Source organism: Salinicola halophilus (genome assembly GCF_003206155.1).
Taxonomy (GTDB): Bacteria; Pseudomonadota; Gammaproteobacteria; order Pseudomonadales; family Halomonadaceae; genus Salinicola; species Salinicola halophilus.
Map to the genome: position 1 here is coordinate 1,043,935 of NZ_PZJV01000001.1, position 24,098 is coordinate 1,068,032.

The following is a 24,098-nucleotide window of genomic DNA, read 5'->3' on the forward strand; positions in this document are numbered from 1 at the left end:
TTTCCTACCCTGGGCTTTGGCCGCGCAAACCGGTTCAGACGAGCGCCAGACCGTAACTCGCCGGCGCCACCGCCCCTGCCAGACGACCCAGCTGGTCGATGTCCTGCCCGGTCAGGATCTGATCGAGCCGGCGCTGGCGACTTCGCTCGTTGAGCACCAGATGCACCTGCGTGGGTCTCCCCTGTCCGTCGACACGCTGCACCCAGGCGAGCGCCCCGGTGGAGTACTTCACCAGCGAGCCGACCGGCGTTGCGCCGAACCGCTTGATATAGCGCTGTACCCAGGCCGTGTCGAACGCCTGCGTCGATGCCAGCAGGTGGCGATAGGCGTCGATCAGCGGCCAGGCTTCGCGATCCGCGCGAGGCCGCGTCAGCGCATCCACGACGTCGACCACCGCCATCATCCGCCCCAGCTCTCCGAGCTGTTCCGCCGTCGCCCCGCGCGGATAGCCGCTGCCATCGAGCCGCTCGTTGGCCTGCGCGACGATCGTCACGGCGATCTCGGGATCGAGCCAGCGGCAGACCTGGAGCTGCTCGAGCAGTGCCGGTACGTGCTCGCGGAGCCGCTCACGCTGCTCGTCGTCCAGCGGCGTCGGGCTCTCCAGCAGACTCGCGGGCAGCCAGGTCTTGCCCAGATCGTGTACCAGGGCGCTGGCCGCGATCGCCTTGAGCGTCTCGCGAGCATGACCCTGCCAGCGCGCCAGGTCGGTCGCGCGTATCGCCACCGCCAGCGAGTGCTGAACCAGCCGAGTTTCGCCAGCGAGATAGCCGATGGCGTAGAGCAGCGACTCACGGCTCTGCTCGCCCAGCGTCACCAGCGTATCGGCATGGCGTGACAGCAGAGACGCGGCGATGTCGCCGCCGTTGTGCAACTGCAGCTGCTGGGCGCTGAGATAGTCGGCAATGCGCTTGAGTCGACGCGCGGTGGTGTTGCCGGTGGGAATGCCGGTCGGCGCCTCGCGCATCAAGGGCGTTGGAGAGGGTCGGCGACCGTCCGGCGCTCTGAAGAGCGTCGATGGCGCAAGCGCCTTGTCCGAGGTGAGCTCGGTGCGCGCCCCTTCTCGCTCTATCTCCTTGACGCAGTACCAGAGCTTGCGCTCGTCATCGAGATTCAGCGCCGTGAATTCGCAGCCGGCGAGCCCGAGTGTCCAGTCGGCGTTGTTGCGCACGTGGCGCACGTGACCTTTCAAGTCCAGCTGCCGACCGCTGGGGAAATCCAGCAACAGGCGCTCGATACGCTGATCCGGCCCGATCGTCACCGCTTCGTTGAGGCGCAGCGCCACGAGGGCGCCACCGAGCGAAAGATTGTGCAGTTCCGCCTCGAGCGCCGGCTGCTCACCGACGACGAGGCTTGCAGACACGCCCATCTCGGGGCGGATCGCGGCGCGATAGGTACTGCGGCGGTGAACGGTGCTCAGAAACTCGGGGTAGTCGCAGCGGAAGCGCAGACGCTCCCTGGAGTCGAGCCACGCTTCGACGACGAGTGGTGCGGTGCGCACCAGCGCGCCGTTGACGTGCCCGAAGAGATGGAAGGTATCGCCGCGCTCGAGCTTGCTCGCCAGCGCCGGGATGGCGGTAATGTCGACGATCATCGATTCGTCGGGCGTGACCTCGTCGAGCAGGATCGGCCAATAGGCGTCATCGGCAGGGTCGAAAGCGAGGTTGACGCTGCCATGGAGAAACAGCGGCTCGAGCCACTCCCACTTGGCCTTGGCGTTGACGATATCGGTCGAGGCGGACTCGGACATGGGAGGCTCCGATGACAACGGCGGAAACGGGGAGAGGAACGATACCCTATCGGCAAAACCCGTCCAGAGTTGAGCCTCCTCCCCGCATGTTCTCAGCTCAGCGAATCGAGCTCCCGCTCGCTGTAGCCGAGCAGATAGAGTAGCCCGTCGAGCCCCATGTTCGACACCGCCTGGCGGGCCTGGCGACGCACCAGCGGCTTGGCGTGAAACGCAACGCCGGTGCCGGCGCTTTCGAGCATCTTGAGATCGTTGGCGCCGTCGCCGACCGCCACGGTCTGCTCCCTCGCGAACCCGCAGCGCTCGGCGATTTCCCCGAGTAGATGCGCCTTGCGCTCGGCGTCGACGATCGGCTCTTCGACCTCGCCGGTCACCTTGCCGTCGCGAATCACCAGGGTGTTGGCGTGAACCTCGTCGAAGCCGAGGCGCTCCTGCAGATGGTGCGCAAAGTAGGTGAAGCCACCGGAGAGGATCGCGGTGCGATAGCCCAGCCGCTTGAGATGACGCATCAGCCGCTCGACCCCCGGCATCAGCGGCAGCGTCTCGGCGATTTCCGCAAGCACCGATTCGTCGAGCCCCTCGAGCTTTTTCATGCGCTCGCGAAAGCTCTGCTGGAAATCGAGTTCGCCGCGCATGGCACGCTCGGTAATGGCGGCGACATCGTCGAAGACGCCATGACGACGCGCCAGCTCGTCGATCACCTCCGCCTGGATCAGCGTGGAGTCCATGTCGAAGCAGATCAGACGCCGGTGCCGATTCCAGAGCGTAGTCGGCTGCAGCGCGATATCGACGTCGAAGCGCTCGGCGAGTCCCAGCGCCGTTTCGTGGAAGGCGGCGTCATCGACCGGCGCGCCCCGCAACGACCAGACGAGACAAGCGCCGTTCGGCGGCGCGGTGAAGGGATCGAGATCGGCATCGGCCGAGAGCCGCTCGATGCGCTCGATCGTCAGCCCCTGCGCCGCGGTCAGCGTGCCTACCTCGGCTGTGATCTCGGCGCTGAGCGACGCCCCCATCAGGGTCAACGACCATTGCGGCGTGCTCGCCTCTTCGCGCCAGGTCTCTTCCACCGCCGGCTCCACCGCTTCGACGCGACAGTCCAGTCCGCAGCTGTCACCGGCGCTCGGCAGCAGCGTCTCCAGATCGATCTCGCCGTCGGTCTCGACCAGTGCCTCGAGCGCGACTTCCCCCATCGCCACCCGCTGACCGAGGTCCAGCAGTCGTACCCGCGCGACCGCCAGCGCCGTCGCCAGCGCCGCCGTCTGTCCCGGCCTTGCCGGGCCGACCGCTCTCACTACAAAACGTCGTGCCATCGTTTCCTACCGGGCGTTGTCGCCCTCTCCTGACCGTATGGTGAGTCTCGATGATCGCCCGCCCGAACGATCGTCCCCCGAGCGCGCAGCGATACGGTAATCTCAGGCACCGACCTCGAGCCGGTCCACCTTCTGAAAGCCGCGGGCGAGCTTGCTGCCGCGGCGCCCACGATCTCCCGCGTAATACGCCAGATCCGCCGCCTTGAGCGTCTGTTTGCGCTTGCCGGCGTGAACGATCAGCGCCGCGCCGTCGGGCAGAATCGCCAGATCCTTGACGTACTCTTCGCGATTGGCGGCGCGCTGGCCCGGGATGTCGATCATCCGGTTGCCCTTGCCCTTCGCCATTGCCGGTAGCTGCGACAGCGCGAAGACCAGCAGCCGTCCTTCGTTGGAGACCACCGCCACCCGTATCTCGTCGCCTTCGGGTATCGGCTGCGGCGGCAGTACGCTGCACCCCTTGGGCACCGTCAGCGCCGCCTTGCCGGCCTTGTTCTTGCCGGTGAGATCCTCGAGCCGGGTGACGAAGCCGTAGCCGCCGTCGCTGGCGAGCAGATAGCGCGCGCTCGGCGGAGCCAGCATCAGCCCGACCATGCGCGCGCCTGCGGGCGGGTTGATACGCCCGGTGACCGGCTCGCCCTGCCCGCGCGCCGAGGGGAGGTTGTGCGCCGCCAGTGTATAGCTGCGGCCGCTGTCGTCGAGCAGCAGCAGCGGCTGGTTGGTCTTGCCGCGCGCGGCGAGATGAAACGCGTCACCGGCCTTGTAGGAGAGACCGGCCGGGTCGATGTCATGCCCCCGCGCCGCCCGAATCCAGCCCTTGTCGGAGAGCACCACGGTGACCGGATCCGCGCCGAGCAGCTCGACCTCGGAGAGCGCCTTGGCCTCCTGACGCTCGACCAGCGGCGAGCGGCGTTCGTCGCCGAATGCCTTGGCCGCATCGCGAAGCTCTTTCTCGATCAGCTTGGTCATCGCGGTTTCGGAGCCGAGCAGCTTCTGCAGCCGCTTGCGCTCGGCCTCGAGATCGTCCTGCTCGCCGCGAATCTTCATCTCCTCGAGCTTGGCGAGGTGGCGAAGCCGCAGCTCGAGAATCGCTTCCGCCTGGCGCTCGCTGAGCCCGAAGGCTGCGATCAGCGCCGGCTTCGGCTCGTCCTCCTCGCGAATGATGCGGATCACCTCATCGAGGTTGAGATACGCCGCCAGCAGGCCTTCGAGAATGTGCAGCCGGTCCTCGACCTTGTCGAGACGGTGCTGGCTACGCCGGCGCACGGTCTCACGTCGAAAGGTGAGCCACTCGCCGAGCATTTCGTTGAGCGGCATGACCCGCGGCCGGCCGTCGAGGGCGATGACGTTGAGATTGACGCGGACGTTCTTCTCGAGATCGGTGGTGGCGAACAGATGCGCCATCAGCCCTTCGACGTCGATGCGGTTCGAGCGTGGTTCGATCACCAGCCGGGTCGGCGTCTCGTGGGTCGATTCATCCCGCAGGTCGGCGACCATCGGCAGCTTTTTCGCCTGCATCTGCGCGGCGATCTGCTCGAGCACCTTGGCTCCGCTGACCTGATACGGCAGCGCAGTGATGACGATATTGTTCTCTTCGCGCTCATAGCGTCCGCGCAGCTTCACCGAGCCACGCCCGCTCTCGTAGAGCTTGCGCAGATCCGAGGCCGGGGAAATGATCTCCGCCTCGGTAGGAAAATCCGGCCCCGGGACGTACGCCATCAGATCGGCGACGGTGGCGTCGGGGTTGCGCAGTAGATGACAGGTCGACTCCACCACCTCGCTGACGTTGTGCGGCGGGATGTCGGTCGCCATGCCCACCGCAATGCCGGTGCCGCCGTTGAGCAGCACGTGGGGCAGCCGCGAGGGCAGCACCGCCGGCTCGTTCATGGTGCCGTCGAAGTTCGGCGTCCAGTCGACGGTGCCCTGGCCCAGCTCGGCGAGCAGCGTCTCGCTGAACTTGGAGAGCCGCGCTTCGGTATAGCGCATCGCCGCGAACGACTTGGGATCGTCCGGGCTACCCCAGTTGCCCTGGCCGTCGACCAGCGGATAGCGATAGCTGAACGGCTGCGCCATCAGCACCATCGCCTCGTAGCAGGCGCTGTCGCCGTGGGGGTGGAATTTACCCAGCACGTCGCCGACGGTACGCGCCGACTTCTTGTACTTGGCGTTGGCGTTGAGCGCGAGTTCCCGCATGGCGTAGACGATACGCCGCTGCACGGGCTTCATGCCGTCACCGATGTTCGGCAACGCACGGTCGAGAATCACGTACATCGAGTAGTCGAGATACGCCTTCTCGGTGTACTCCTTGAGCGAAAGGCGTTCGACGTCGCCCTCCGCCACCTGAATATCCATGGTCATACAATTTTGACCTTGTTCACGATTGTGGAATCGTCGAGGGCTTCGCCCTCATCAACTCTGGGTAAAGCGAGCTTCGAGCTTCGAGCTTCGAGAGACAGCATGTCGTCGAGGAGCCGCTTCAAGCGGCGTGGAAGGTGACTGACAGCGCCGAGCGTGGCTCAGACAAGGCAGACGATGAGCGGTGAAGCGCAGTTGACTGGGGTGTCGATGCGCATTAGACACTCATGAGCTCAACGCCGTACGAGCCTCGCGCAGGCCTGTCAGACTTCGATCTCCGCGAGGTTGCCGTAATCCTCCAGCCAACTCTTGCGGTCCCCTGCCCGCTTGCGCGCCAGCAGCATGTCCATCATCTCCAGCGTGCCGTCGTCGAGCTCGCGAGTGAGCTGCACCAGCCGCCGCGTGTCCACCGCCATCGTCGTCTCGCGAAGCTGTAGCGGGCTCATCTCACCGAGGCCCTTGAAGCGCTGAACATTGACGGTGCCGCGCTTCTTCTCGAGCCGTTTCAGAATCGCGGCCTTTTCGCTCTCGTCGAGGGCGTAGTGCACCTCCTTGCCGAGATCGATGCGGTAGAGCGGCGGCATGGCGACGAAGACGTGACCGGCATCGACCAGCGCCGGGAAATGACGCACGAAGAGCGCACAGAGCAGCGTCGCGATGTGCAGACCGTCGGAGTCGGCGTCGGCGAGGATGCAGACCTTGTGGTAGCGCAGCTTGCCGAGGTCGTCGCTGCCCGGATCGAGGCCGATCGCCACGGCGATGTCGTGCACCTCCTGGGAGCTGTAGATGTCGCCGGACTCGACCTCCCAGGTGTTGAGGATCTTGCCGCGCAGCGGCAGGATCGCCTGGGTCTCCCGATTACGCGCCTGCTTGGCACTGCCGCCGGCGGAGTCGCCCTCGACCAGAAAGAGCTCGCTGGCGACCGGATCCTGACCCGAGCAGTCGGCAAGCTTGCCGGGGAGTGCCGGACCGGAGGTCACCTTCTTGCGTGCCACCTTCTTGGCGCTCTTCTGCCGCCGCTGGGCGGCGCTGACCACCAGTTCCGCCAGCGCCTCGGCCTGGTCGGTGTGGTGATTGAGCCATAGCGAGAACGCATCCTTGACCACGCCGGAGACGAAGCCGGCAACGGTGCGCGACGACAGTCGCTCCTTGGTCTGACCGGCGAACTGCGGATCGAGCATCTTCACCGACAGCACGAACGACACCCGCTCCCACAGATCCTCCGGGGTGAGCTTCACGCCTCGCGGTAGCAGATTTCGGTACTCGCAGAACTCGCGCACGGCCTCGAGCAGGCCGCTGCGAAAGCCGTTGACGTGGGTACCGCCGAGCGGCGTGGGAATCAGGTTGACGTAGGACTCGAGCACCGCTTCGCCGCCCTCCGGCAGCCACTGGATCGCCCAGTCCACCGCCTGCTCGTCGTCGGCGAAGTGGCCGACGAAAGGCGACGGCGGCAGCACCTCGAAGCCGTCGGTGGCCTGCGCGAGGTAATCCCGCAGGCCGTCGGCGTACTGCCAGACGCTCTCGGCGCCATCGCTCTCCTTGAGCACGACCTTGAGCCCCGGGCAGAGCACCGCCTTGGCGCGCAGCAGATGCTTCAGACGCGGCAACGAGAGCTTGGCGCTGTCGAAGTACTCGACTTCCGGCCAGAAACGCACCACCGTGCCGGTGGCCCGTTTGGCGCAGCTGCCGATGACCGCGAGCTCCTCGACCTTCTCGCCCTTCTCGAAGGCGATACGGTGGCGGCTGCCGTCGCGGCACACCTCGACTTCGAGCCGGGTGGAGAGCGCGTTGACCACCGAGACGCCGACGCCGTGAAGCCCGCCGGAGAAGCGGTAGCTCGACTGCGAGAACTTGCCGCCGGCGTGGAGTCGCGTGAGGATCAGCTCGACACCGGAGACGCCGTGCTCGGGGTGGATATCGATGGGCATGCCCCGCCCGTCGTCGGAGACCTCGATGCCGCCGTCCTCGAGCAGAACGACGCGAATCTCGCGGGCGTACTCGGCCAGCGCCTCGTCGACGCTGTTGTCGATGACTTCTTGCGCCAAGTGATTGGGGCGGGTGGTATCGGTATACATGCCCGGTCGCTTGCGGACCGGATCGAGGCCGGAAAGTACCTCGATGGAGCTGGCACTGTATTGCGTCATGCAGGGTCTCGGCGTGTTGTCGGGGTCGAAGATCGCACGGCCCGGCGTCGGTGCGCCGGGGCTGCAGGCCGGCAGATCGGCCGGAAACGACATCGGGCCATCATACACGACTGGTCAAATATCCAGTAGGGCGAAGTTCCCGCGAGCCGTATCGAGGGCACGGGCAGGCATCTGCCTCAGTCGAGGCTGACGTCAGGCACGTCGTCCGACGCCAGCGTCCAGCCGCCGTGGGCGAAGATGGCCGGCAGGTAGGCCGCAAGACAGCCGAAGCCGTGATCGCCGCCGGGTTCGATCAGCGTCCGGGCACCGGCGTAGGCTGCGAGCGCATCGCGACAGTCGAGCGTTTCGTCGGCGCTGCCGAGCAGAACCAGGTAGCGCTCGGGGTCGCCAATCGTCGACCAGGTCATCGTTTCGAGTTCATTCCGATGGGCGTCATGAATGGTGAACGTCGCCTGGGTGTAAGGGTTGGTCAGCGTCGCGCCGAGATAGTCGGCGACGAGCCGTGCCGGCGCCACGGCCGGATTGATGAGCGCGGCGCGCAGCCCGAAGCGTTCGGCGAGACAAGTGGCGAGGAAGCCACCCATGGAGCTGCCGATCAGCAGCGTCTCGCCCGCCCTGCCGGTCCGTTCGGCGAGGGTGGCGAGATCCCGCTCGGCCCTGGCCAGCGCGAGCGCCGGCCGGTCCGGTAGATCCGGCACGAGGCAGTCGAGCCTCTCACCCCGCGTCGCGGCCAGCCGCTCGCAGGTGCGCTCGATCAGGCGTGCCTTGGGTGACGCGGACGCGCTGTTGAAACCGTGCAGATAGAGCACCGAAGAGACGGGGCCCGACGGGCCGGCCACCGCCCCCCGCGGCCCTTCAGTGACGAGCGCGTCTGCCCTCACTGGGACGGCTGACCGCGCCAGATCGATTCGATCAGCCCGCGGCTGGACTCATCCAGGGTCTCGAGCCCTTGGCGCGTGGCGATGATCTCCTCGGTTTCGGTGGCGATCTGCTTGCCGAGCTCGACGCCCCACTGATCGAAGGAGTCGATGTTCCAGATCACGCCCTGAACGAAGACCTTGTGCTCGTAGAGCGCGATCAGCGCACCCAGCGTCGTCGGGTTGAGGCTGTCGAACAGCAGCGTGCTGGAGGGCTGATTGCCACGGTAGCGCTTGTAGCTCGGCGGCGTGCCCTCTTCGCTCACCGCATCGTCGCCGAGCATCAGTACGCGGGACTGGGCGAAGCAGTTGGCCAGCGCCAGACGGTGCTGAGCCATCAGGTCGTCGCGGAAACGCTCGTCCTCGACGTCGTTGTAGCGATTCACGGGGGCGAGGAAGTCACACGCCACCGGCTGGGTGCCCTGATGCAGCAGCTGATAGAACGCGTGCTGACCGTTGGGGCCGATCTCGCCCCAGATCACCGGGCAGGTGGAGTAGTCGACGACCTGCTCGTCGTTGGTCACCGACTTGCCGTTGGACTCCATCTCCAGCTGCTGAAAGTAGCCCGGCAGGTGCTTCAGGCGACCGTCGTAGGGCAGCACGGCGTGAGAGCGGATATCCAGGAAGTTGACGTTCCAGATACCGATGAGGCCGAGCTGGACCGGCAGGTTCTCTTCCATCGGCGCGGTGCGAAAGTGCTCGTCCATCTGGTGGGCACCGGCGAGCAGCTTGCGAAAGTTATCCATGCCGAGGCGAATGGCGATGGGGAGACCGATGGCGCTCCAGAGCGAATAGCGACCGCCGACCCAGTCCCAGAACAGCAGCTGGTTGCTCGGCGCGATGCCCCACTCGGTCATTTTTTCCGGTTTGGTCGACACGCCGACGAAATGGAAACGCTTGATCAGCGACTCGTCGCTGCCGAGCCGGGTCGCGATCCAGTCGAGGGCGGTGGAGGCGTTGGAGAGCGTGTCGATGGTGCCGAAGGACTTCGACGACAGAATGAACAGCGTTGTCTCGGGATTGAGCCAGCCGAGGAAATCCGCCAGCTGCGAGCCGTCCATGGTGGAGGCGAAATGGGTCTCGATATTGTGCGCGCCGTCCTGCTCGAACTCCGGCAGCGCCGCGGTCACCATCAGCGGGCCGAGATCGGAGCCGCCGACGCCCAGATTGACCACGTCAGTGATCGGCTTGCCGGTGGCCCCGCGCCACTGCCCTTTCAGCAGCTTGTCGACCAGCGTCTCCATCTTGTCGAGGGTGGCGTGAACCTCGGCAACCAGATCGGTGCCCTCGACCTCGAGCTTGGCGTCCCGCGGGAGCCGCAGCGCAGTGTGCAGCGCCGGGCGGTCTTCGGTGACGTTGACGCGCTCACCGCTGAGCAGACGCTCGATCGCGCCGGGCACGTCCGCCGCGCGAGCGAGCGCGAGCAGATTCTCACGCACCGCCGGCGTCCAGCGCTGCTTGGAGAGGTCGAGCTGAATGCCGGCAGCGTCGAGCGAAAAGGTCTCGAAGCGTCCGCTCTCGCGAAACAGGGTCTTGAGATGGACGTCGCGCATGCCGCCCTCGAGCTGTGCTTCGAGCGCTTTCCACGCCTGCGTCTCGCGAATCGACATCGATGACTCTCCTTGTATCGGTCTGTCTGCTGGGGAAACCGCTGGATTGCCTGCCGTAGGCGACGCACGTCGTGGCGCGTCTCTTCGCTCGGCGGTAATGCCCGCGTCTCCCCCGGGGAATGAGGGGCCGTGACACTCAAGGTAGCCACAAGCGAGGTAGCCACAAGCCCGTTAGTCACAACGGGCGAGGCGAGAAACCGCGTGGGCTTTTGCCGTCGCCCGGCGCGGTGCACCGTGCAGCGGCGTCACGCAGCACGTAGACTACGCGTTTCTCCCGATGCGCCCTTCGCTTACGGCTTTCGCGCTGCGGGTCGCCGACGTCCTCGGCGGTCATCCTTCGACCCTGCCACCGTCGCCCTTGTACCTGTTCATGTACCTATTAGAAGTCTTCCGGCAATGACTGACGCATCTTACCGTGACGCCATCTTTTCGACACCCCTCGATCGTGTGGCGAGCTTCTCCTTCGACGAGCGGGTGGTCGCCTGCTTTCCCGACATGGTGCGCCGCTCCATCCCGGGCTACGGCCAGATTCTCGGCATGCTCGGTCTCTTCGCCGAGCGCCATCTGCGTCACGGCGCCCACGTCTACGATCTGGGCTGTTCGCTCGGCGCGGTGGGGCTGGCGCTGGCCGGGCGCCTGCCGGCAAACGCCTTCACGCTGACCGGCGTGGACCTCTCCCCGGCGATGATCGAGCGCGCCCGGGAGACCGCTGCCCAGGAGGCCCCCGGGCACGACCTGCGCTTCGTGGAGGCGGACATCCGCCGCCTCGCCTACCGCGACAGTGGCATGATCGTGCTCAACTTCACGCTGCAGTTTCTGCCACCGGCGGACCGCGATGCCGTCATCGCCGCCCTCTTCGACGCCCTCGAACCCGGCGGCCTTTTGGTGCTCTCGGAGAAGATCGTCGCTCCCGACGAGCAGGAGAACGCCTGGCTGGTGGAGCGCTATCACGACTTCAAGCGGGCGAACGGCTACACCGAGATGGAGATCAGCCAAAAACGCACCGCACTCGAGAACGTGCTGGTGCCGGATTCGCTGGAGGGGCATCGGGCACGGCTGGAAGGGGCCGGCTTCGAGCGCGTCACCCCCTGGTTCCAGTACCTGAACTTCGCCTCGCTGATCGCCTTCAAGCCGCGAGGGGCGCCGGCGCGACGCGAAAGATCTCAAGACGAGCCGTCCGCGGGCGAACACGCCGAGGCGGCCGACCATGAGTGACGCGCGAACGATACTGCAAGAGGCCGAACGTCAGCTCTATCTCGCCTTTCTCGATCAAGGGTTCACGCGCTGGCTCGCGGCACTGCCGGATCAGCTCGCAGCCGGCCTCGACCGCCGGCGCCACGGCGATTTGCCGGCCTGGGAGAAGGCGGTCGCCAAGCTCCCGGCGCTGGACGAGGCTCGCGCTGTCAGCCTCGACGCCGACAGCGTCACCATCGATGTCGCACTCGGTGATGCCAACCGGCGCCGCTGCGAGAGCCTGCTGCGCATTCTCATGCCGTGGCGCAAGGGCCCCTACCGGCTCGGCGACATCGAGATCGACACCGAGTGGCGTTCGGACTGGAAGTGGCAACGTATTGCCCCGCATCTATCACCGCTGGCGGGGCGACGGATTCTCGACGTCGGCGGCGGCAACGGCTACCACGCCTGGCGCATGGCCGGCGCAGGGGCCGCGTTCGTGCTGGTGATCGACCCCTCGCCGCGCTTCTACTATCAGTTTCAGGCAGTGCGTCATTTCGTCGGCGATGCCGATGGGCATCGCACGCACTTTCTGCCCGTGGGCATCGAGGACGTGCCGTCGCGACTGGAGGCATTCGATACGGTCTTCTCGATGGGGGTGCTCTATCACCGCCCCTCGCCGCTCGAGCATCTTCAGCAGTTGAAGGACACCCTCGCCCCCGGCGGCGAGCTGGTGCTGGAGACGCTGGTGGTGGAAGGCGACGCGCGCACCGTCTTCATGCCGGGCGAGCGCTACGCCAGCATGCCCAACGTCTACTTCCTGCCGTCCTCGGCGGCGCTGTCGCACTGGCTCACGCGCTGCGGCTTCGAGGCGGTTCGCTGCGTCGACGAAACCCCAACCACTCTCGACGAGCAGCGCGCCACCGACTGGATGACGTTCCACTCGCTCGCCGACTTTCTCGACCCGCAAGACCGTTCGCGCACCGTCGAGGGCTATCCCGCCCCGCGCCGGGCGACGCTGATCGCCCGCAAGCCGCTGCGCTAGCCCGTCCTCGCTTTCCGCTCGACCACAGAAAAGCCCGGCATTCGCCGGGCTTTCGGGTTCGGCGACGCGTCGCGTCTGACGCGGGAGGCGTCACGGGCAGGGCGCGGACTGCAGATTGGCCTGGGTGATGTTGCTGCCGGGCTCGACGCTCTGGGTGAGCCAGACGTTACCACCAATGACCGATCCCTTGCCGACGGTGATGCGTCCCAGGATGGTAGCGCCTGCGTAGATGACGACGTCGTCCTCGACGATGGGGTGGCGCGGCAGCCCCTTTTCCAGATGGCCCTTATCGTCCGCGGGGAAGCGCTTGGCGCCCAGCGTGACCATCTGGTAGAGCCGCACGCGATCGCCGATGATCGCCGTCTCCCCGATCACCACGCCGGTACCGTGATCGATGAAGAACCCCTCGCCGATCTGCGCGCCGGGGTGGATATCGATCCCGGTGTCGGAGTGCGCCATCTCGGTGATGATGCGCGCCACCAGCCCCGCGCCGGCGCGGTAGAAGTAGTGCGCGATGCGGTGATGAATCACCGCGTGGACGCCGGGATAGCAGAGCAGCACCTCGTCGACGCTGCGCGCCGCGGGGTCGCCGTAGAACGCCGCCATCACGTCGCCGTCGAGCCGCTTGCGAAGCGCCGGCAGCGCGTCGGCGAAGCCCTGGATGATCTCGTTGGCGCGCTCGACCGGGTCGCTCTTGCTGTCGCCGTCGAGCCGCGCCATGTAGCGAAGTTCCAGCACCACTTCTTCCTGCAGCGCATTGAGCGCCCGGTCGAGGATGTGCCCGACGTAGAAGTCCTCACTCTCCTTGCGCAGATCCGACGGCCCCAGGCGCATCGGAAAGATGGCCCCGCACAGCGCATCGAGGGTGTCGCGCAGGCGATGGCGTGACGGAAGCTCCCGGCACCCCTTCTCTTTCTCGCGACCGTTCTGGGCGCGCCACTGCTCGCGGGTGGCTCGCAGCTGGGTGACGATCCCGTCGAGCTGCCAATTGACGTGTTGCATGGGTCATTCCTTTGTAGTCACGGCCGTGCGGTAGCGCTTCATCATAAGCCGGTGGCCGTCGGACGAGCAAAACGATGGCCCCGGGCGTTCGCGCCTCGACGACAGCGAACGGCGGCGCTAGAAATCGTAGCGGGCCCTCGCCAGCAACGCGTCGGGCTCGTCGTCCGAGGTGTTGGCGAATATTCGCTCGAGATCGAGACGGAAACCGTGATCGAACTGGGTGGTCATACCCAGCACCTGGTGATTGCTCTGGGAGTCGGCGCTGCCCAGCCGCTTCAGGCGGTCGCCGGCGACGAACGGCTTGACGCTCTGGACCCAGCCCTTATCCAGCGCAACCGTGTAGCGGGCGATGTACTCCACCCCGTAGGCGTCGCTTGCGAAGTAGTCATCGAGCCCGCCCGCCGGGTCCGGCACGAAATCCTCGTAGTAGCCGGCGCCCACGGCGAGATACCAGTCGCCGCCGGTCCAGGTCAGGGAGCTGCCGGTGAGCTGCTGACGAAAGGATTGCTGATCGCCGCTGCCCTTGATCGCCGCCGAGGTATTGGCGTAGGCGCCGCCCAGCGTCAGATCCTCGGTCAGTTGCCATCGAAAGCCAATGGACGCGCCGGTGCGCCGACGATAGTCATAGGGCGCGTCCAGATGCAGGTCATCGTCGGGAAACAGCCAGCCCACGAAAACCGTGAAGTCCTCGTTGCCGTTGGCGTAGCGGAGACTCTTGCGGGCGCGGTAGGAGCCGTCGTAGCTGCCATCGACACCGACGCCCGGCGCCTGGGCGAACTGGTTGTAATCCCAGACGTCCGTGCTGACCCCGACGGTGTCGTAGTAGACGCTGTTCTGCTTGCCGGCGGTCAGCCGGCCATAACGGTCGCTCTCGAAGCCGAAGTAGACCTGCCGACGGGTCGTCGCACTGTCCGAGCCATCCCGGTCGTAGTGGTCATCCCAACCCATGACCTTGGCCGTATTCACGCCGAGTTCGCCATAGCTCAAGAGCGTCAGATCATCGCTGACGTGGTAATCGACGTGCAGGCGAAAGCGCGTGCCGCCGTCGTAGCCCCGATGCTTGTAGCTGCCGTCGTCCGTTCCCCCTATTTCGTTGAAATGCTGCGCCCGAATACTGCCCCCGACCTGAACCTCGACGCGATCCAGCGCCGTACGAGGCTGCTCGGCGGGCGATAGCAGCGTGACCTCCGCCTGAACGACACCCGCCTGCGCCAGCGCAAGCGTGCCCGTCGCGGCCAGCAGTGCGCGCCGCCCTTTCCCGATGTGCATGGTGTGATTCCGACTGCCGATGAAAAGTGATGCAGAAACCCAGACTTGCCTAGCCTGACGACATGAAAAAGCGGGGAATTATAGTGACCTCGCGCTGGGTGTCGAAACCGGCGTGCACGACCGGACGGTACCGAGACGCCGGCGAGACGCGAGAACGCGAAACGCCCGGCAAGGCGCCGGGCGTGGATCGATCACGGCGTATGCAACGTTAGCGCTTGAACAGCTCGCGCACGTCCTTGGCCTCCCAGTGCGGAAAGTGCTTGCGCACCAGCGCGTTGAACTCGACCTCGAATGCCGCCCAATCGACCGTGGTCGCGCTGGAATCGCCGTCAGCGGTGCCGCGAACCAGTCCGGCGCCGACGGTGATGTTGGTCAGCCGGTCGATCACCACGAAACTGCCGGTGCCGGGGCTGGTGCGGTAGTCGTCAAGCGGCACGCTGGCGGTGAGCTCCACCCGGCAGCGGCCGATGCCGTTGAGCGGCAAGCGTTCGGCGTCCTGATGGGCGAGCGTGTTGACGTCGATCTGATAGTCGATCTCGGCGACCCGTCCGGGGACGTACTGAGTCCCGATCTTGAAGTCGTACAGCCGCCCCGGTTCGAGCGCGTTTTCGTCCATCCAGACGACGTCGGCGCGCAGGCCGCTGGCGAGTTCGACTTCGGCGTTGGCCGCCACCAGCCAGTCGCCGCGGGAGACATCGATCTCATCAGCCAGAGTCACGGTGATCGCCTGTCCCGGGTACGCCTCCTCCAGGTCACCGTCGAAGGTCACGATGCGCTCGATGCGCGACGATTTGCCGGACGGCAGCGCCTTGACCGCCTGGCCGGGGCGCAGGATGCCCGCTTCCAGCGTGCCGCAGTAGCCACGAAAGTCGAGATTGGGCCGGTTGACGTACTGCACCGGCAGGCGCAGGTCGGAGAGGTTGGCGTCGTGCTTGACGTCGACGCTCTCCAGCAGCGTGAGCAGCGCCGGGCCCGGCGCGTCGGCCTGGCGATACCACGGCATGTTGTCGCTCGGGTTGACGACGTTGTCGCCCTCCAGCGCCGACAGCGGTACGAAGCGGATGTCGCGGGCATCGAGCTTCTCGGCGAAGGCGCGGTACTCGGTGACGATCTCGTCGAAGCGCGCCTGGGAGTAGTCGACCAGATCCATCTTGTTGACCGCGATCACCAGATGCTGGATACCCAGCAGATCGGCAATGAAGCTGTGCCGGCGGGTCTGCGTCTGCACGCCGTAGCGGGCATCGATCAGGATCACCGCCAGGCTCGCGGTGGAGGCACCGGTCGCCATATTGCGGGTGTACTGCTCGTGGCCCGGCGTATCGGCGATGATGAACTTGCGCTTGTCGGTGGAGAAGAAGCGATAGGCGACATCGATGGTGATGCCCTGCTCGCGCTCCGACTGCAGACCGTCGACCAGCAGCGCCAGGTCGACCTTGTCGCCCGTGGTGCCGCTGGTCTTGGAGTCCCGCGTGATGGCCGCGAGCTGATCTTCGTAGATCATCTTGGAGTCGTGGAGCAGTCGCCCGATCAGGGTCGACTTGCCGTCGTCGACGCTGCCGCAAGTGATGAAGCGCAGCAGGTCCTTGTTCTCGTGCTCCTTGAGATACTGCTCGATGTCGTCGGCGATGAGCGTTGACTGGTGTGACATTTAGAAATACCCCTCGCGTTTTTTCTTCTCCATCGAGCCCGCCTGGTCGCGGTCGATGGCCCGACCCGAGCGCTCGCTGGTACGGGTCAACAGCATCTCCTGGATGATCTCCGGCAGGGTCGCGGCACGCGACTCCACCGCGCCGGTGAGCGGATAGCAGCCGAGCGTACGAAAGCGCACCCACTTCTCTTCGGGAATCTCGCCCGGCTCCAGCGGCAGCCGCTCGTCGTCGACCATCACCTGCATGCCATCGCGCTCGACCACCGGGCGCGGGGCGGCGAAGTAGAGCGGCACGATGGGAATCGACTCGAGGTAGATGTACTGCCAGATATCCAGCTCGGTCCAGTTGGAGAGCGGGAAGACGCGGATCGACTCGCCCTGGTTCACCCGGCCGTTGTAGAGATTCCACAGTTCGGGCCGTTGGCTCTTGGGGTCCCAGCGGTGGTGCTTGTCGCGGAACGAGTAGACGCGCTCCTTGGCGCGGGAGGCTTCCTCGTCGCGACGTGCCCCACCGAAAGCGGCGTCGAAGCCGTGCTTGTCCAGCGCCTGTTTGAGCGACTGGGTCTTCATGACGTCGGTGTACTTGGCACTGCCGTGGTCGAAGGGGTTGATGCCGGCAGCGCGGCCCTCTTCGTTGACATGTTCGATCAGCTCCATGCCCGTGGCCTCCGCCATCCGGTCGCGGAACTCGATCATCTCCTTGAACTTCCACGTCGTATTGACGTGCATGAGCGGGAACGGCGGCGTGCCGGGATAGAACGCCTTGCGCGCCAGATGCAGCATCACCGAGGAGTCCTTGCCGATCGAGTAGAGCATGACCGGGTTGCGAAACTCGGCGGCGACTTCGCGAATGATATGGATGGACTCCGCCTCGAGCTGCTTGAGGTGAGTCTGACGCTGACTGCTGACCAGGGGATCTGCCATGAGAACTCTCGCTATCGCACCGCGCGGTGGACTCGGTGGGACGCCACTGTCGCGCTGAAAAGGCAAACCCTAACGACTGGCCTTTAATAACGTCAAAGAATCGAAAACGATCTTTAAAGACCGAAAAGAAATATAAGGAATGGGAGAGGACATCACGATGGAGGCTGGGCCGGCGCGGGCCTTGCTGTTTGACGACGGCGGCAGGCGTGACGCCGACGAGCTATCGCGCACGCGACGACATTCGAATGCCGCGTACGCGATGGCCGGGTGCGATGCCAGCAAAGGCCGCTGTCGGCGGGACGCGTTACAGGTCGACGCGTTCGACCCAGGTCTGCAGCGCGTCCTGGCTGAGATCCACCACGCGCAAGCCGGGGCGAGCGGCCTCGTCCACGGCGAACTCGTGGCTGCGCGGTAGAAACTGATCCGACGTCGCGGGGCAGCCATAGACCTCGACCGGCCCCTCTCGCGCCGCGAACGCCTGATGAATGTGGCCGCATAGCATCGCCTTCACCTGCGGATACGGCGTCAACGTCTGCCATAGCGCATCGCGATCCTCGAGGCCGATCGCATCCATCCATACCGAACCGATCGCGACCGGCGGATGATGCAGCCCGATCAGCGTGGGCCGGGCGTCGCTTTCGAGCTGCTCGGCGAGTCGCTGCAGCTGCTCGACGCCGACGGAGCCGCCGGGCTGGCCGCTGACGCGAGTATTCAACAGCAGCAGGCGCCAATGACCGAGATCGACTGCCTCGTGCAAGGGGTGGGACGCCGTCATCAGTTCCGGCTGGTCGTGATTGCCGGGAATCCAGAACCAGGGGCAGCCCAGATCGGCGAAGGCGTCGCAGGCGTGACGATAGGCGACGGGGGTTTCGTCCTGCGCCACGTCGCCGGTCATCAGCACGACGTCCGGGCGCAGTGCCCTGGCGCGGGCCAGCACGGCATGCAGCTGGCGTAGCGGCTCGCCCTTGCGCGAGCGCCCGAACGGGTCCGCGAGCAGGTGCGTGTCGCTGATCTGAACCAGACGCATCAGCGAATGGCCGGCAGATCGGCGGCATGACCATGCGCCAGGCCGTGCTGCAGCCACTCACCCAGAAAGCGATTCAGCTGCAGCTTCTCGTCCGGCTGGTGCATCCGCGGGTTGGGGTAACGGTAGCGCCCCTGGAAGTGGCGCTGACGCTGAAATCCCGTAACTTCGGCCATGTTCGCATCGTGATAGAGATGGACGGTCATTCTCGGCGAATCGATGATGCCGTCGAGCACGCCGGTCTGCGACACCCGAGCGATGGTCGTGTAGGGCGCCTGCTCCAGCACTTCGATCCAGAGCGTGCCGAAGCGCGCGTGCTCGCCGGCCAGAGGAACTTCTCGCGTTTCGCCCGCGTCCATGTCCATGACCCAGCGGCGCAGGCGCAGGTAGTTGCTACTGCACTCGGTCTGCAGCGTCTTGAGATCGGTGACGTAGGCGGTCTTGCGCATAGTGCTCTCCGACCCGCCGCCCGCGAGCGGCGGACCTCGTGATTGACGTGTCTAGACGCTCGCTCTCAAACCGGCTCGCTCGCGAGCGAGCCAGTGAAAGCCGATCAGCGCCATCGCATTGTCCAGCTGCCCCGCCAGCATTCGATCCCACGCCTGGGAGAACGGCATCACGTGCACCTGGATGTCTTCGTGTTCGGTCTCGAGGCCGTGGACGCCGCCGAGGCCGCGGCTGTCTGTCAGGCCGCAGAAGAGCGTTACCTGCTCGGTGCAGGCGCCCGGGCTCGGGTAGTAGCGGTGAAGTTCGATGAGCTCGGCGATTTCGCATCCGGCCTCCTCCATCGCCTCGCGACGCGCGACCTCGGCGGGGCTTTCGCCGGCTTCGACGAGTCCGGCGACCGGCTCGAGTTTCCAGGGAGATCGCGGATCGTCCAGCGCCCCGGCGCGAATCTGCTCGACCAGCACCACCGCATCGCGGGCTGGATCGTAGATTAGTACGCCGACGGCATCGCGGCGAACGTGGACCTCGCGGTCCATCGCCTCGCTCCAGCTACCGTCGAAGCGGCGATGCCGCAGACGCCGTTTCTCCAGCGAGAAGAAGCCGGAATAGATCTCCTGGGTTTCCAGGCGCTCGACGTCGGTAGCGTCGAAGCGAGCAACAGAGTCGATCGGGTTAGCCATTGGAATTTCCCACGGTCGGTTTCCCCCTTATGTGAGGGCCAGGCGTGGAAAACCAATGATGCGCGCGAATCGAAAGGCTGACCTATCGCACTTTGTGATGGGTGGGCGGACTGCCGTTAGCGGCGAGCTTCCAGCCACTGTTCGGCGTCGCGGCGCAGCGACTCATCGGAAGGCCGGTGGTCCCGCGCGTCACCGTCGATCGCGCGCTCGGCATAGGCGATCGCCTGATCGTGCTCGCCCCGATCCTCGAGGTACTGCGCATAGTAGAAGTTGGTATCCACGCCGTCGGGGCGCGTCTGGACGGCGCGCTGGAATAGCTCGCCGGCGCGCTCCTCGTCGCCGAAAGCGATGGGCCAGCCGGGCACGTGCTGATAGAGCGCGCCGAGCGTCACCAGTGCCGAGCCGTCTTCGCCCTGAGGATCGAGCTCGATCGCTCGCTCCAGTGCCGCGCGTGCCTGCTTGGCGAGACCGAGGGCGCCCATGCCGCCTTTCGACCGCGCGTAAGAGGCGAGAATCACGCCCTGCGCGGTGAGCACGTGAACGTCGTCCGGATGGGTGGCGGCCAGATCGTTGACTTCGCTGGCCAAGGCATCGAACGCCTTCTCCTGCGCGCTGCCCTGCATCTGATACTCCACGTTGCCCCACCGCTGCATCAACGGGAACAGCGAAGGCGCCGTGTCTTGCGCCTGGGCCACGCTCGCTATCGCAAGCGTTGCCGCCAGGCCGCACGTACCCATCCAGTATCGCAGTCGCATTGCCATTCGCTCCATCGGGTCTAGCCGAACCGGGGCTCGGCGGAAATCGGGGTCGTGTCGGAAATCTAACGATCGTTTGAATCCGCGACCATGAGTTTTTGGTCGCATGAAGGCGCCCGCGGCCGTCGCCCCGCGCTCGATGGCACGCTCGATACGCTTTGGGTTAGGCTTCGCGAACCCACCCGATGTTAGAGACGTTCCATGCAAGGCCGCAACATGACGCGCTGGCGCGATCCCAAGAAGGACCCTCGCCAGGAGAAGAAGAGTCACCTGATCACGCCCCAGGGCTACGCACGCCTGGAGGGCATTCATGACCATCTGTCGCGGGTCAAACGCCCGGCGCTGTCGGTCAAGGTCGGCGAAGCGGCCGCCATGGGAGACCGCAGCGAGAACGCGGATTACACCTACAACAAGAAAGAGCTCAATCGCGTCATCGCACGCATCCGCTATCTGCAAAAACGCCTGGACGAGCTTCAGGTCGTCGACCGGCTGCCCGCCGATACCGACAAGGTCTATTTCGGGGCCTACGTGACCCTGGAGGACGACGATGGCGAGGAGATGCAGATTCGCATCGTCGGGCACGACGAGACCGATACCCGCCGGCACTGGATCAGCATCGATGCCCCGCTGGCCAAGGCGCTGCTGGGCAAGTCGCTCGACGACGACGCAAGCGTCGCCGCGCCCGGCGGCGAAACGCACTATGTCGTCACCGACATTGCCTACGTCGATCCGAAGACGCGCGAGTGACGCCTCGGCCCGGCTTCGCGTCGCCGCTTCAATTTAAAACCTAAGTTTCATTCAGAATGGCGGCAACCGGACGATAAGACCCAATACGTCCTACGCCGCCCGACCCATCCACATCGGGACGGCACCCATTCGAGAATTCCCATGCCGGATGCCGCCGCCTCTAGCCCGTCCCCGATCCTCTTCGCCCGCCAGCCGATATTCGACGCGGCGCGGGAGATCGTCGCCTTCGAACTGCTGTTTCGGCCCACCAATGGCGGCCCCATGCCATCGCCCTTTGACGGCGACCGTGCCACCAGTACCGTGCTTCTCAACGCCTTCACCCAGAGCGATCTCGAAAGCGTCAGCCACGGCCGGCCCCTCTACGTGAACTTCACCGGCGAGACACTCACCCACGAGCTGCCTTTCGCCCCCTCGCAGCTGGTGATCGAAATCCTCGAGGACACGCCGACGGACGACTCCGTTCGCGAGCGGCTACGAGCACTGAAGGCCGAGGGCTTCACGCTGGCGCTCGACGACTACACTCTGCCGGGCGGCGATCATCCATTTCTCGGGCTGGTGGACATCGTCAAACTGGAGTACCCGCACTACGACGACGAGACCTTCACACAGGTGGTGCGCCGTCTGCGTCGCGACTACCCGCATCTGACGATTCTCGCCGAGAAGCTCGAGAGCGAGCACGACCTGTTGCGCTGCCAGCAGGCGGGCTGCGATCTGTTTCAGGGCTACTGGCTCGCCCGACCGCAGCTGGTCCACGGCAGGCCGATGACCAGCGACCGACTGGCGATCCTGCAGCTGATCGCCACCCTCAACCAGCCCGATGTCGGCGTCTCCGACGTCACCGCGGCGATCGCTCGTGACCCGAGCCTCGGCGTTCGCATCATGCGCCTGGTCAACACAGCCCAATACCAGCGCCGGGCCCGCATCACGTCACTGCATCACGCCGTGACGATGATCGGCATGCAGCGAATTCGCAGTCTCGCCACGCTTCTCGCGCTCGCCGACATGAAGGACAAACCGGATTCCCTCCAGCAGCTCGCGCTGGCTCGAGCGTGCCTGTGCAAGGCGCTGGCCGGCCACGACAGCGCGCTCGCGGAGAAGGCCTTCATCGCCGGGCTCTTCTCCTACCTCGAGGCGTTCTTCGATCAGCCCATGAAAGCGTTGATCGACTCGCTGCCGCTGCACGATGCCATTGCCCAGGCGTTGCTGACCGGAGAGGGCCCGGTCGGGGCACTGCTCGACACGGCGATCCAACTGGAAAACGGCACCTGGAGCGAGATCGCCTGGGACCGGCTCGCCGGCCTCGGTATCGATGCGCTCGACGTCGGCGCGGCCAACCAGCGCGCCCTGCGCGAGCTGAACGACCTGGAGGCTAACGCCGGCCTTTAGTCGCCCGGTAGACGCGAAAGCGACGGTCGTCCGCCAGCGTCTCGAACTCGCCGAAGGCCGAACTCAGCCAGTCCGGATAGGGAAGAAAGGCGTTGGCGACCAGCGTCAGCGTGCCGCCGGGCAGCAGATGGTCCGGCGCCTCGAGAATCAGCCGCTGGGCCGGCCCGTAGTCGATCGTGCGCTCCTGATGGAACGGTGGATTGCTGACGATCGCCTCGAACTGCCCCGATACCTCGCTGTAGACGTCACCCTGCACCACGCGCCCCTCGAAGTGATTGAGTGCCAGCGTGCGGCGCGCGGCCGCCACCGCAAAGGCGTTGATATCGGTCGCGGTCACCGCGTTTCCCCGCCGCGCCATCCAGGCAGCGACGATGCCATCACCGCAGCCCACGTCGAGCACGCGTTCGCTTTCCCCGGTGCTCGACTCGACCGCCAGCGTCTCCAGCAATAGCCGCGTCCCGGCGTCGAGCTTGCCGTGGCCGAACACCCCCGGGTGAGAGGCCAGCGCGAGCCCCTCCGCCTCGAACTGGGTCCAGCCCGCGTCCGGCGCCAGCGAGACGCCGCTGGCCTCGGTCTCGAACAGCGCACAGCGCCTGGCGGTGTCGAGCTTGCGATACGCCTGGTCGAGCCCTGCCAGCACCTTGGGCAGCCGTTTGATGCCGCCCTGGTTCTCGCCGACGATCTGGATCGGCGTACCGGGCGCCAGCCGCGCGTTGAGCGAGCGCAGCCACCACTCGCCGAGGGCATGACTCTTGGGCCAGAAGAGCACCGCCCCGGCCACCGCGATCGGCGTCGCATCGAGTGGCGAGAACACGCCGCGGTCGGCCCGCTGCCAGGCACTGACGATATCGAAATCCGCGCTCAGCACCGCCCCTTCGCCGGACGCCAGCCAGCCGTCTCGCGGCGGCGCGACCCACAGCCAGCCGCGGTAGTCGGCATTCTGGCGAGCGAGCAACTCGACCGGCGGCGTCTGGGGCGTCATCGCGAGTCTCCTCGAGCGGGGTCTTCGGGGCGGTGAGTCAAAGGGCGTTCGGGCCGGCGAATGAGATAGTGCAGGTAGCGACCGAGACGCCAGTAGGGCTCGCTCTGGCAGTAGCGCTTCTCCAGCGCGATCAGCGTCTCCAGTCGCTCGCCTTCGATGCCCCGCTCGCCGAGATAGTCGTGGAAGACGCGGACGCCGCTGACCTGCTCGATCACCAGTCCCGCTTCGCGACACCAGGCAACGATGTCGTCATGCGTGAGCGGCGAGATCGGCGTCAGTCGCTGGCGCTTGCCGGTGCCGGAGAGCCGATCCTCCAGCGCCTTGTCCAGATTGCCCTTGACGATGTTGGAGAGCCGTAGCGCATCGCGATTGAAGACCATCAGCGACAGCCGCGCCCCCGGTGCCATCAGCGAAGCAAGCGTGGCAATGGCAGTCTGCGGCTGGGCAAGCCATTCGAGCACCGCGTGACACACCACCAGCGGCCACGGCCCCGGTGCCGCCGCCGGCAGCGCCTGCAGCGTCGAGGCCAGATAGGTCACGTCGCGCGTCCCCATCCCGTTTTGCGCAGCCGCAAGCATCTCCGCCGAGGGCTCGGCGAGGGTGACCGCATGGCCGCGGTCCGCCAGCCAGGCGCTCATCTGGCCGAGGCCGCCGCCGACATCCAGCGCCGGCGAACCGTCTGCCGGCAGTGCCGTCTCTAGAAGGTGGTCGAGCACCGCCAGCCGAATGGCGCCGCGAGCGGTGCCGTAAAGACTGTTGGCGAACTTGTCGGCAAGACCATCGAAGATCCGGTCGTCGGCGACCGGCAGATCGTTGCCGTGATGGCCGGAGGCGCCGGCCGGCGCGCGAGAGGGATCAGAGATCGACATGAACCGGAGCCGTGGAAGCGAGGCGCGCATTGTAGCAACGCCCCCTTCGAACGTCCTTCCCTACGGCGCC

20 protein-coding genes are annotated in these 24,098 nt (G+C 66.0%); 4 read left to right on the plus strand and 16 right to left on the minus strand.

Annotated features, from left to right (window positions below):
- Positions 1 to 34 precede the first annotated feature (34 nt).
- From DOM33_RS04675 to pgi, 6 genes are all read right to left on the minus strand, one after another.
- Positions 35 to 1,747 carry an HD domain-containing phosphohydrolase gene (locus DOM33_RS04675; protein ID WP_110666258.1) on the minus strand — a complete coding sequence of 571 codons (1,713 nt, stop codon included), beginning with the start codon at positions 1,745 to 1,747 and terminating at the stop codon, positions 35 to 37.
- A gap of 92 nt (positions 1,748 to 1,839) precedes the next feature.
- Positions 1,840 to 3,054: a phosphoserine phosphatase SerB gene (serB, locus tag DOM33_RS04680; protein ID WP_110666260.1), complete on the minus strand. Its 1,215-nt coding sequence runs from the start codon at positions 3,052 to 3,054 to the stop codon at positions 1,840 to 1,842.
- 102 nt (positions 3,055 to 3,156) lie between these two features.
- Complete coding sequence (parC, locus tag DOM33_RS04685) at positions 3,157 to 5,409, minus strand: DNA topoisomerase IV subunit A (protein WP_110666262.1); 2,253 nt, start codon at positions 5,407 to 5,409, stop codon at positions 3,157 to 3,159.
- A 260-nt stretch (positions 5,410 to 5,669) separates the two neighbouring features.
- A complete protein-coding gene (gene parE, locus DOM33_RS04690; protein ID WP_110667528.1) occupies positions 5,670 to 7,550 on the minus strand; it encodes a DNA topoisomerase IV subunit B in 1,881 nt (626 codons plus the stop codon).
- 176 nt (positions 7,551 to 7,726) lie between these two features.
- Positions 7,727 to 8,389 carry a YqiA/YcfP family alpha/beta fold hydrolase gene (locus tag DOM33_RS04695; RefSeq protein ID WP_110667530.1) on the minus strand — a complete coding sequence of 221 codons (663 nt, stop codon included), beginning with the start codon at positions 8,387 to 8,389 and terminating at the stop codon, positions 7,727 to 7,729.
- Positions 8,390 to 8,427: 38 nt separating this feature from the next.
- Entirely contained in the window at positions 8,428 to 10,077 is a 1,650-nt protein-coding gene (pgi, locus tag DOM33_RS04700; RefSeq protein ID WP_110666265.1) for a glucose-6-phosphate isomerase, read from the minus strand.
- A 396-nt stretch (positions 10,078 to 10,473) separates the two neighbouring features.
- On the opposite strand from pgi, the gene cmoA reads away from it, so the two are divergent.
- Together cmoA and cmoB are read left to right on the plus strand one after the other, a co-directional pair.
- On the plus strand, positions 10,474 to 11,292 hold the full coding sequence (cmoA, locus tag DOM33_RS04705) for a carboxy-S-adenosyl-L-methionine synthase CmoA (protein WP_110666268.1): 819 nt from the start codon (positions 10,474 to 10,476) through the stop codon (positions 11,290 to 11,292).
- Positions 11,285 to 12,295, plus strand: coding sequence for a tRNA 5-methoxyuridine(34)/uridine 5-oxyacetic acid(34) synthase CmoB (gene cmoB, locus DOM33_RS04710; RefSeq protein WP_110666270.1), 1,011 nt, complete (start codon positions 11,285 to 11,287; stop codon positions 12,293 to 12,295). The genes cmoA and cmoB overlap by 8 nt, the downstream gene beginning before the upstream one ends.
- A gap of 90 nt (positions 12,296 to 12,385) precedes the next feature.
- Here cmoB and epsC read toward each other — a convergent pair whose 3' ends face one another.
- The 8 genes from epsC to DOM33_RS04750 form a co-directional block, all read right to left on the minus strand.
- Positions 12,386 to 13,297: a serine O-acetyltransferase EpsC gene (gene epsC / locus DOM33_RS04715; RefSeq protein ID WP_110666272.1), complete on the minus strand. Its 912-nt coding sequence runs from the start codon at positions 13,295 to 13,297 to the stop codon at positions 12,386 to 12,388.
- Between the two features lie 117 nt (positions 13,298 to 13,414).
- The gene (locus tag DOM33_RS04720) at positions 13,415 to 14,566 is read right to left on the minus strand and encodes a porin (RefSeq protein ID WP_110666274.1); all 1,152 of its coding nucleotides are present in this window, start codon (positions 14,564 to 14,566) and stop codon (positions 13,415 to 13,417) included.
- A 208-nt stretch (positions 14,567 to 14,774) separates the two neighbouring features.
- Positions 14,775 to 16,214 (minus strand): sulfate adenylyltransferase subunit CysN, encoded by a 1,440-nt coding sequence (gene cysN, locus DOM33_RS04725; RefSeq protein ID WP_110666276.1) that lies wholly within the window; start codon positions 16,212 to 16,214, stop codon positions 14,775 to 14,777.
- Complete coding sequence (gene cysD, locus DOM33_RS04730) at positions 16,215 to 17,138, minus strand: sulfate adenylyltransferase subunit CysD (RefSeq protein WP_204352605.1); 924 nt, start codon at positions 17,136 to 17,138, stop codon at positions 16,215 to 16,217. It lies immediately after the preceding gene.
- Between the two features lie 304 nt (positions 17,139 to 17,442).
- Positions 17,443 to 18,165 carry a metallophosphoesterase gene (locus tag DOM33_RS04735; protein WP_110666279.1) on the minus strand — a complete coding sequence of 241 codons (723 nt, stop codon included), beginning with the start codon at positions 18,163 to 18,165 and terminating at the stop codon, positions 17,443 to 17,445.
- Complete coding sequence (locus DOM33_RS04740) at positions 18,165 to 18,611, minus strand: DUF1249 domain-containing protein (RefSeq protein WP_110666280.1); 447 nt, start codon at positions 18,609 to 18,611, stop codon at positions 18,165 to 18,167. Before DOM33_RS04740 ends, DOM33_RS04735 begins: the two co-directional genes overlap by 1 nt.
- Before the next feature lie 51 nt (positions 18,612 to 18,662).
- Positions 18,663 to 19,289, minus strand: a complete 627-nt coding sequence (locus tag DOM33_RS04745) for an NUDIX domain-containing protein (protein ID WP_110666281.1) — start codon at positions 19,287 to 19,289, stop codon at positions 18,663 to 18,665.
- A gap of 116 nt (positions 19,290 to 19,405) precedes the next feature.
- Entirely contained in the window at positions 19,406 to 20,044 is a 639-nt protein-coding gene (locus DOM33_RS04750; protein WP_239495264.1) for a TRAP transporter TatT component family protein, read from the minus strand.
- Between the two features lie 201 nt (positions 20,045 to 20,245).
- Here DOM33_RS04750 and greB point away from each other — a divergent pair, with 201 nt between their 5' ends.
- Together greB and DOM33_RS04760 are read left to right on the plus strand one after the other, a co-directional pair.
- Complete coding sequence (greB, locus tag DOM33_RS04755) at positions 20,246 to 20,791, plus strand: transcription elongation factor GreB (protein WP_110666284.1); 546 nt, start codon at positions 20,246 to 20,248, stop codon at positions 20,789 to 20,791.
- A gap of 141 nt (positions 20,792 to 20,932) precedes the next feature.
- Complete coding sequence (locus tag DOM33_RS04760) at positions 20,933 to 22,177, plus strand: EAL and HDOD domain-containing protein (RefSeq protein WP_110666286.1); 1,245 nt, start codon at positions 20,933 to 20,935, stop codon at positions 22,175 to 22,177.
- Here the strand turns inward: DOM33_RS04760 and DOM33_RS04765 are convergent.
- A complete protein-coding gene (locus DOM33_RS04765) occupies positions 22,161 to 23,159 on the minus strand; it encodes a class I SAM-dependent methyltransferase (protein ID WP_110666289.1) in 999 nt (332 codons plus the stop codon). The two genes, DOM33_RS04760 and DOM33_RS04765, sit on opposite strands and share 17 nt — an antisense overlap.
- Entirely contained in the window at positions 23,156 to 24,028 is an 873-nt protein-coding gene (locus tag DOM33_RS04770; RefSeq protein ID WP_110667534.1) for a methyltransferase domain-containing protein, read from the minus strand. Before DOM33_RS04770 ends, DOM33_RS04765 begins: the two co-directional genes overlap by 4 nt.
- Between the last annotated feature and the right edge of the window lie 70 nt (positions 24,029 to 24,098).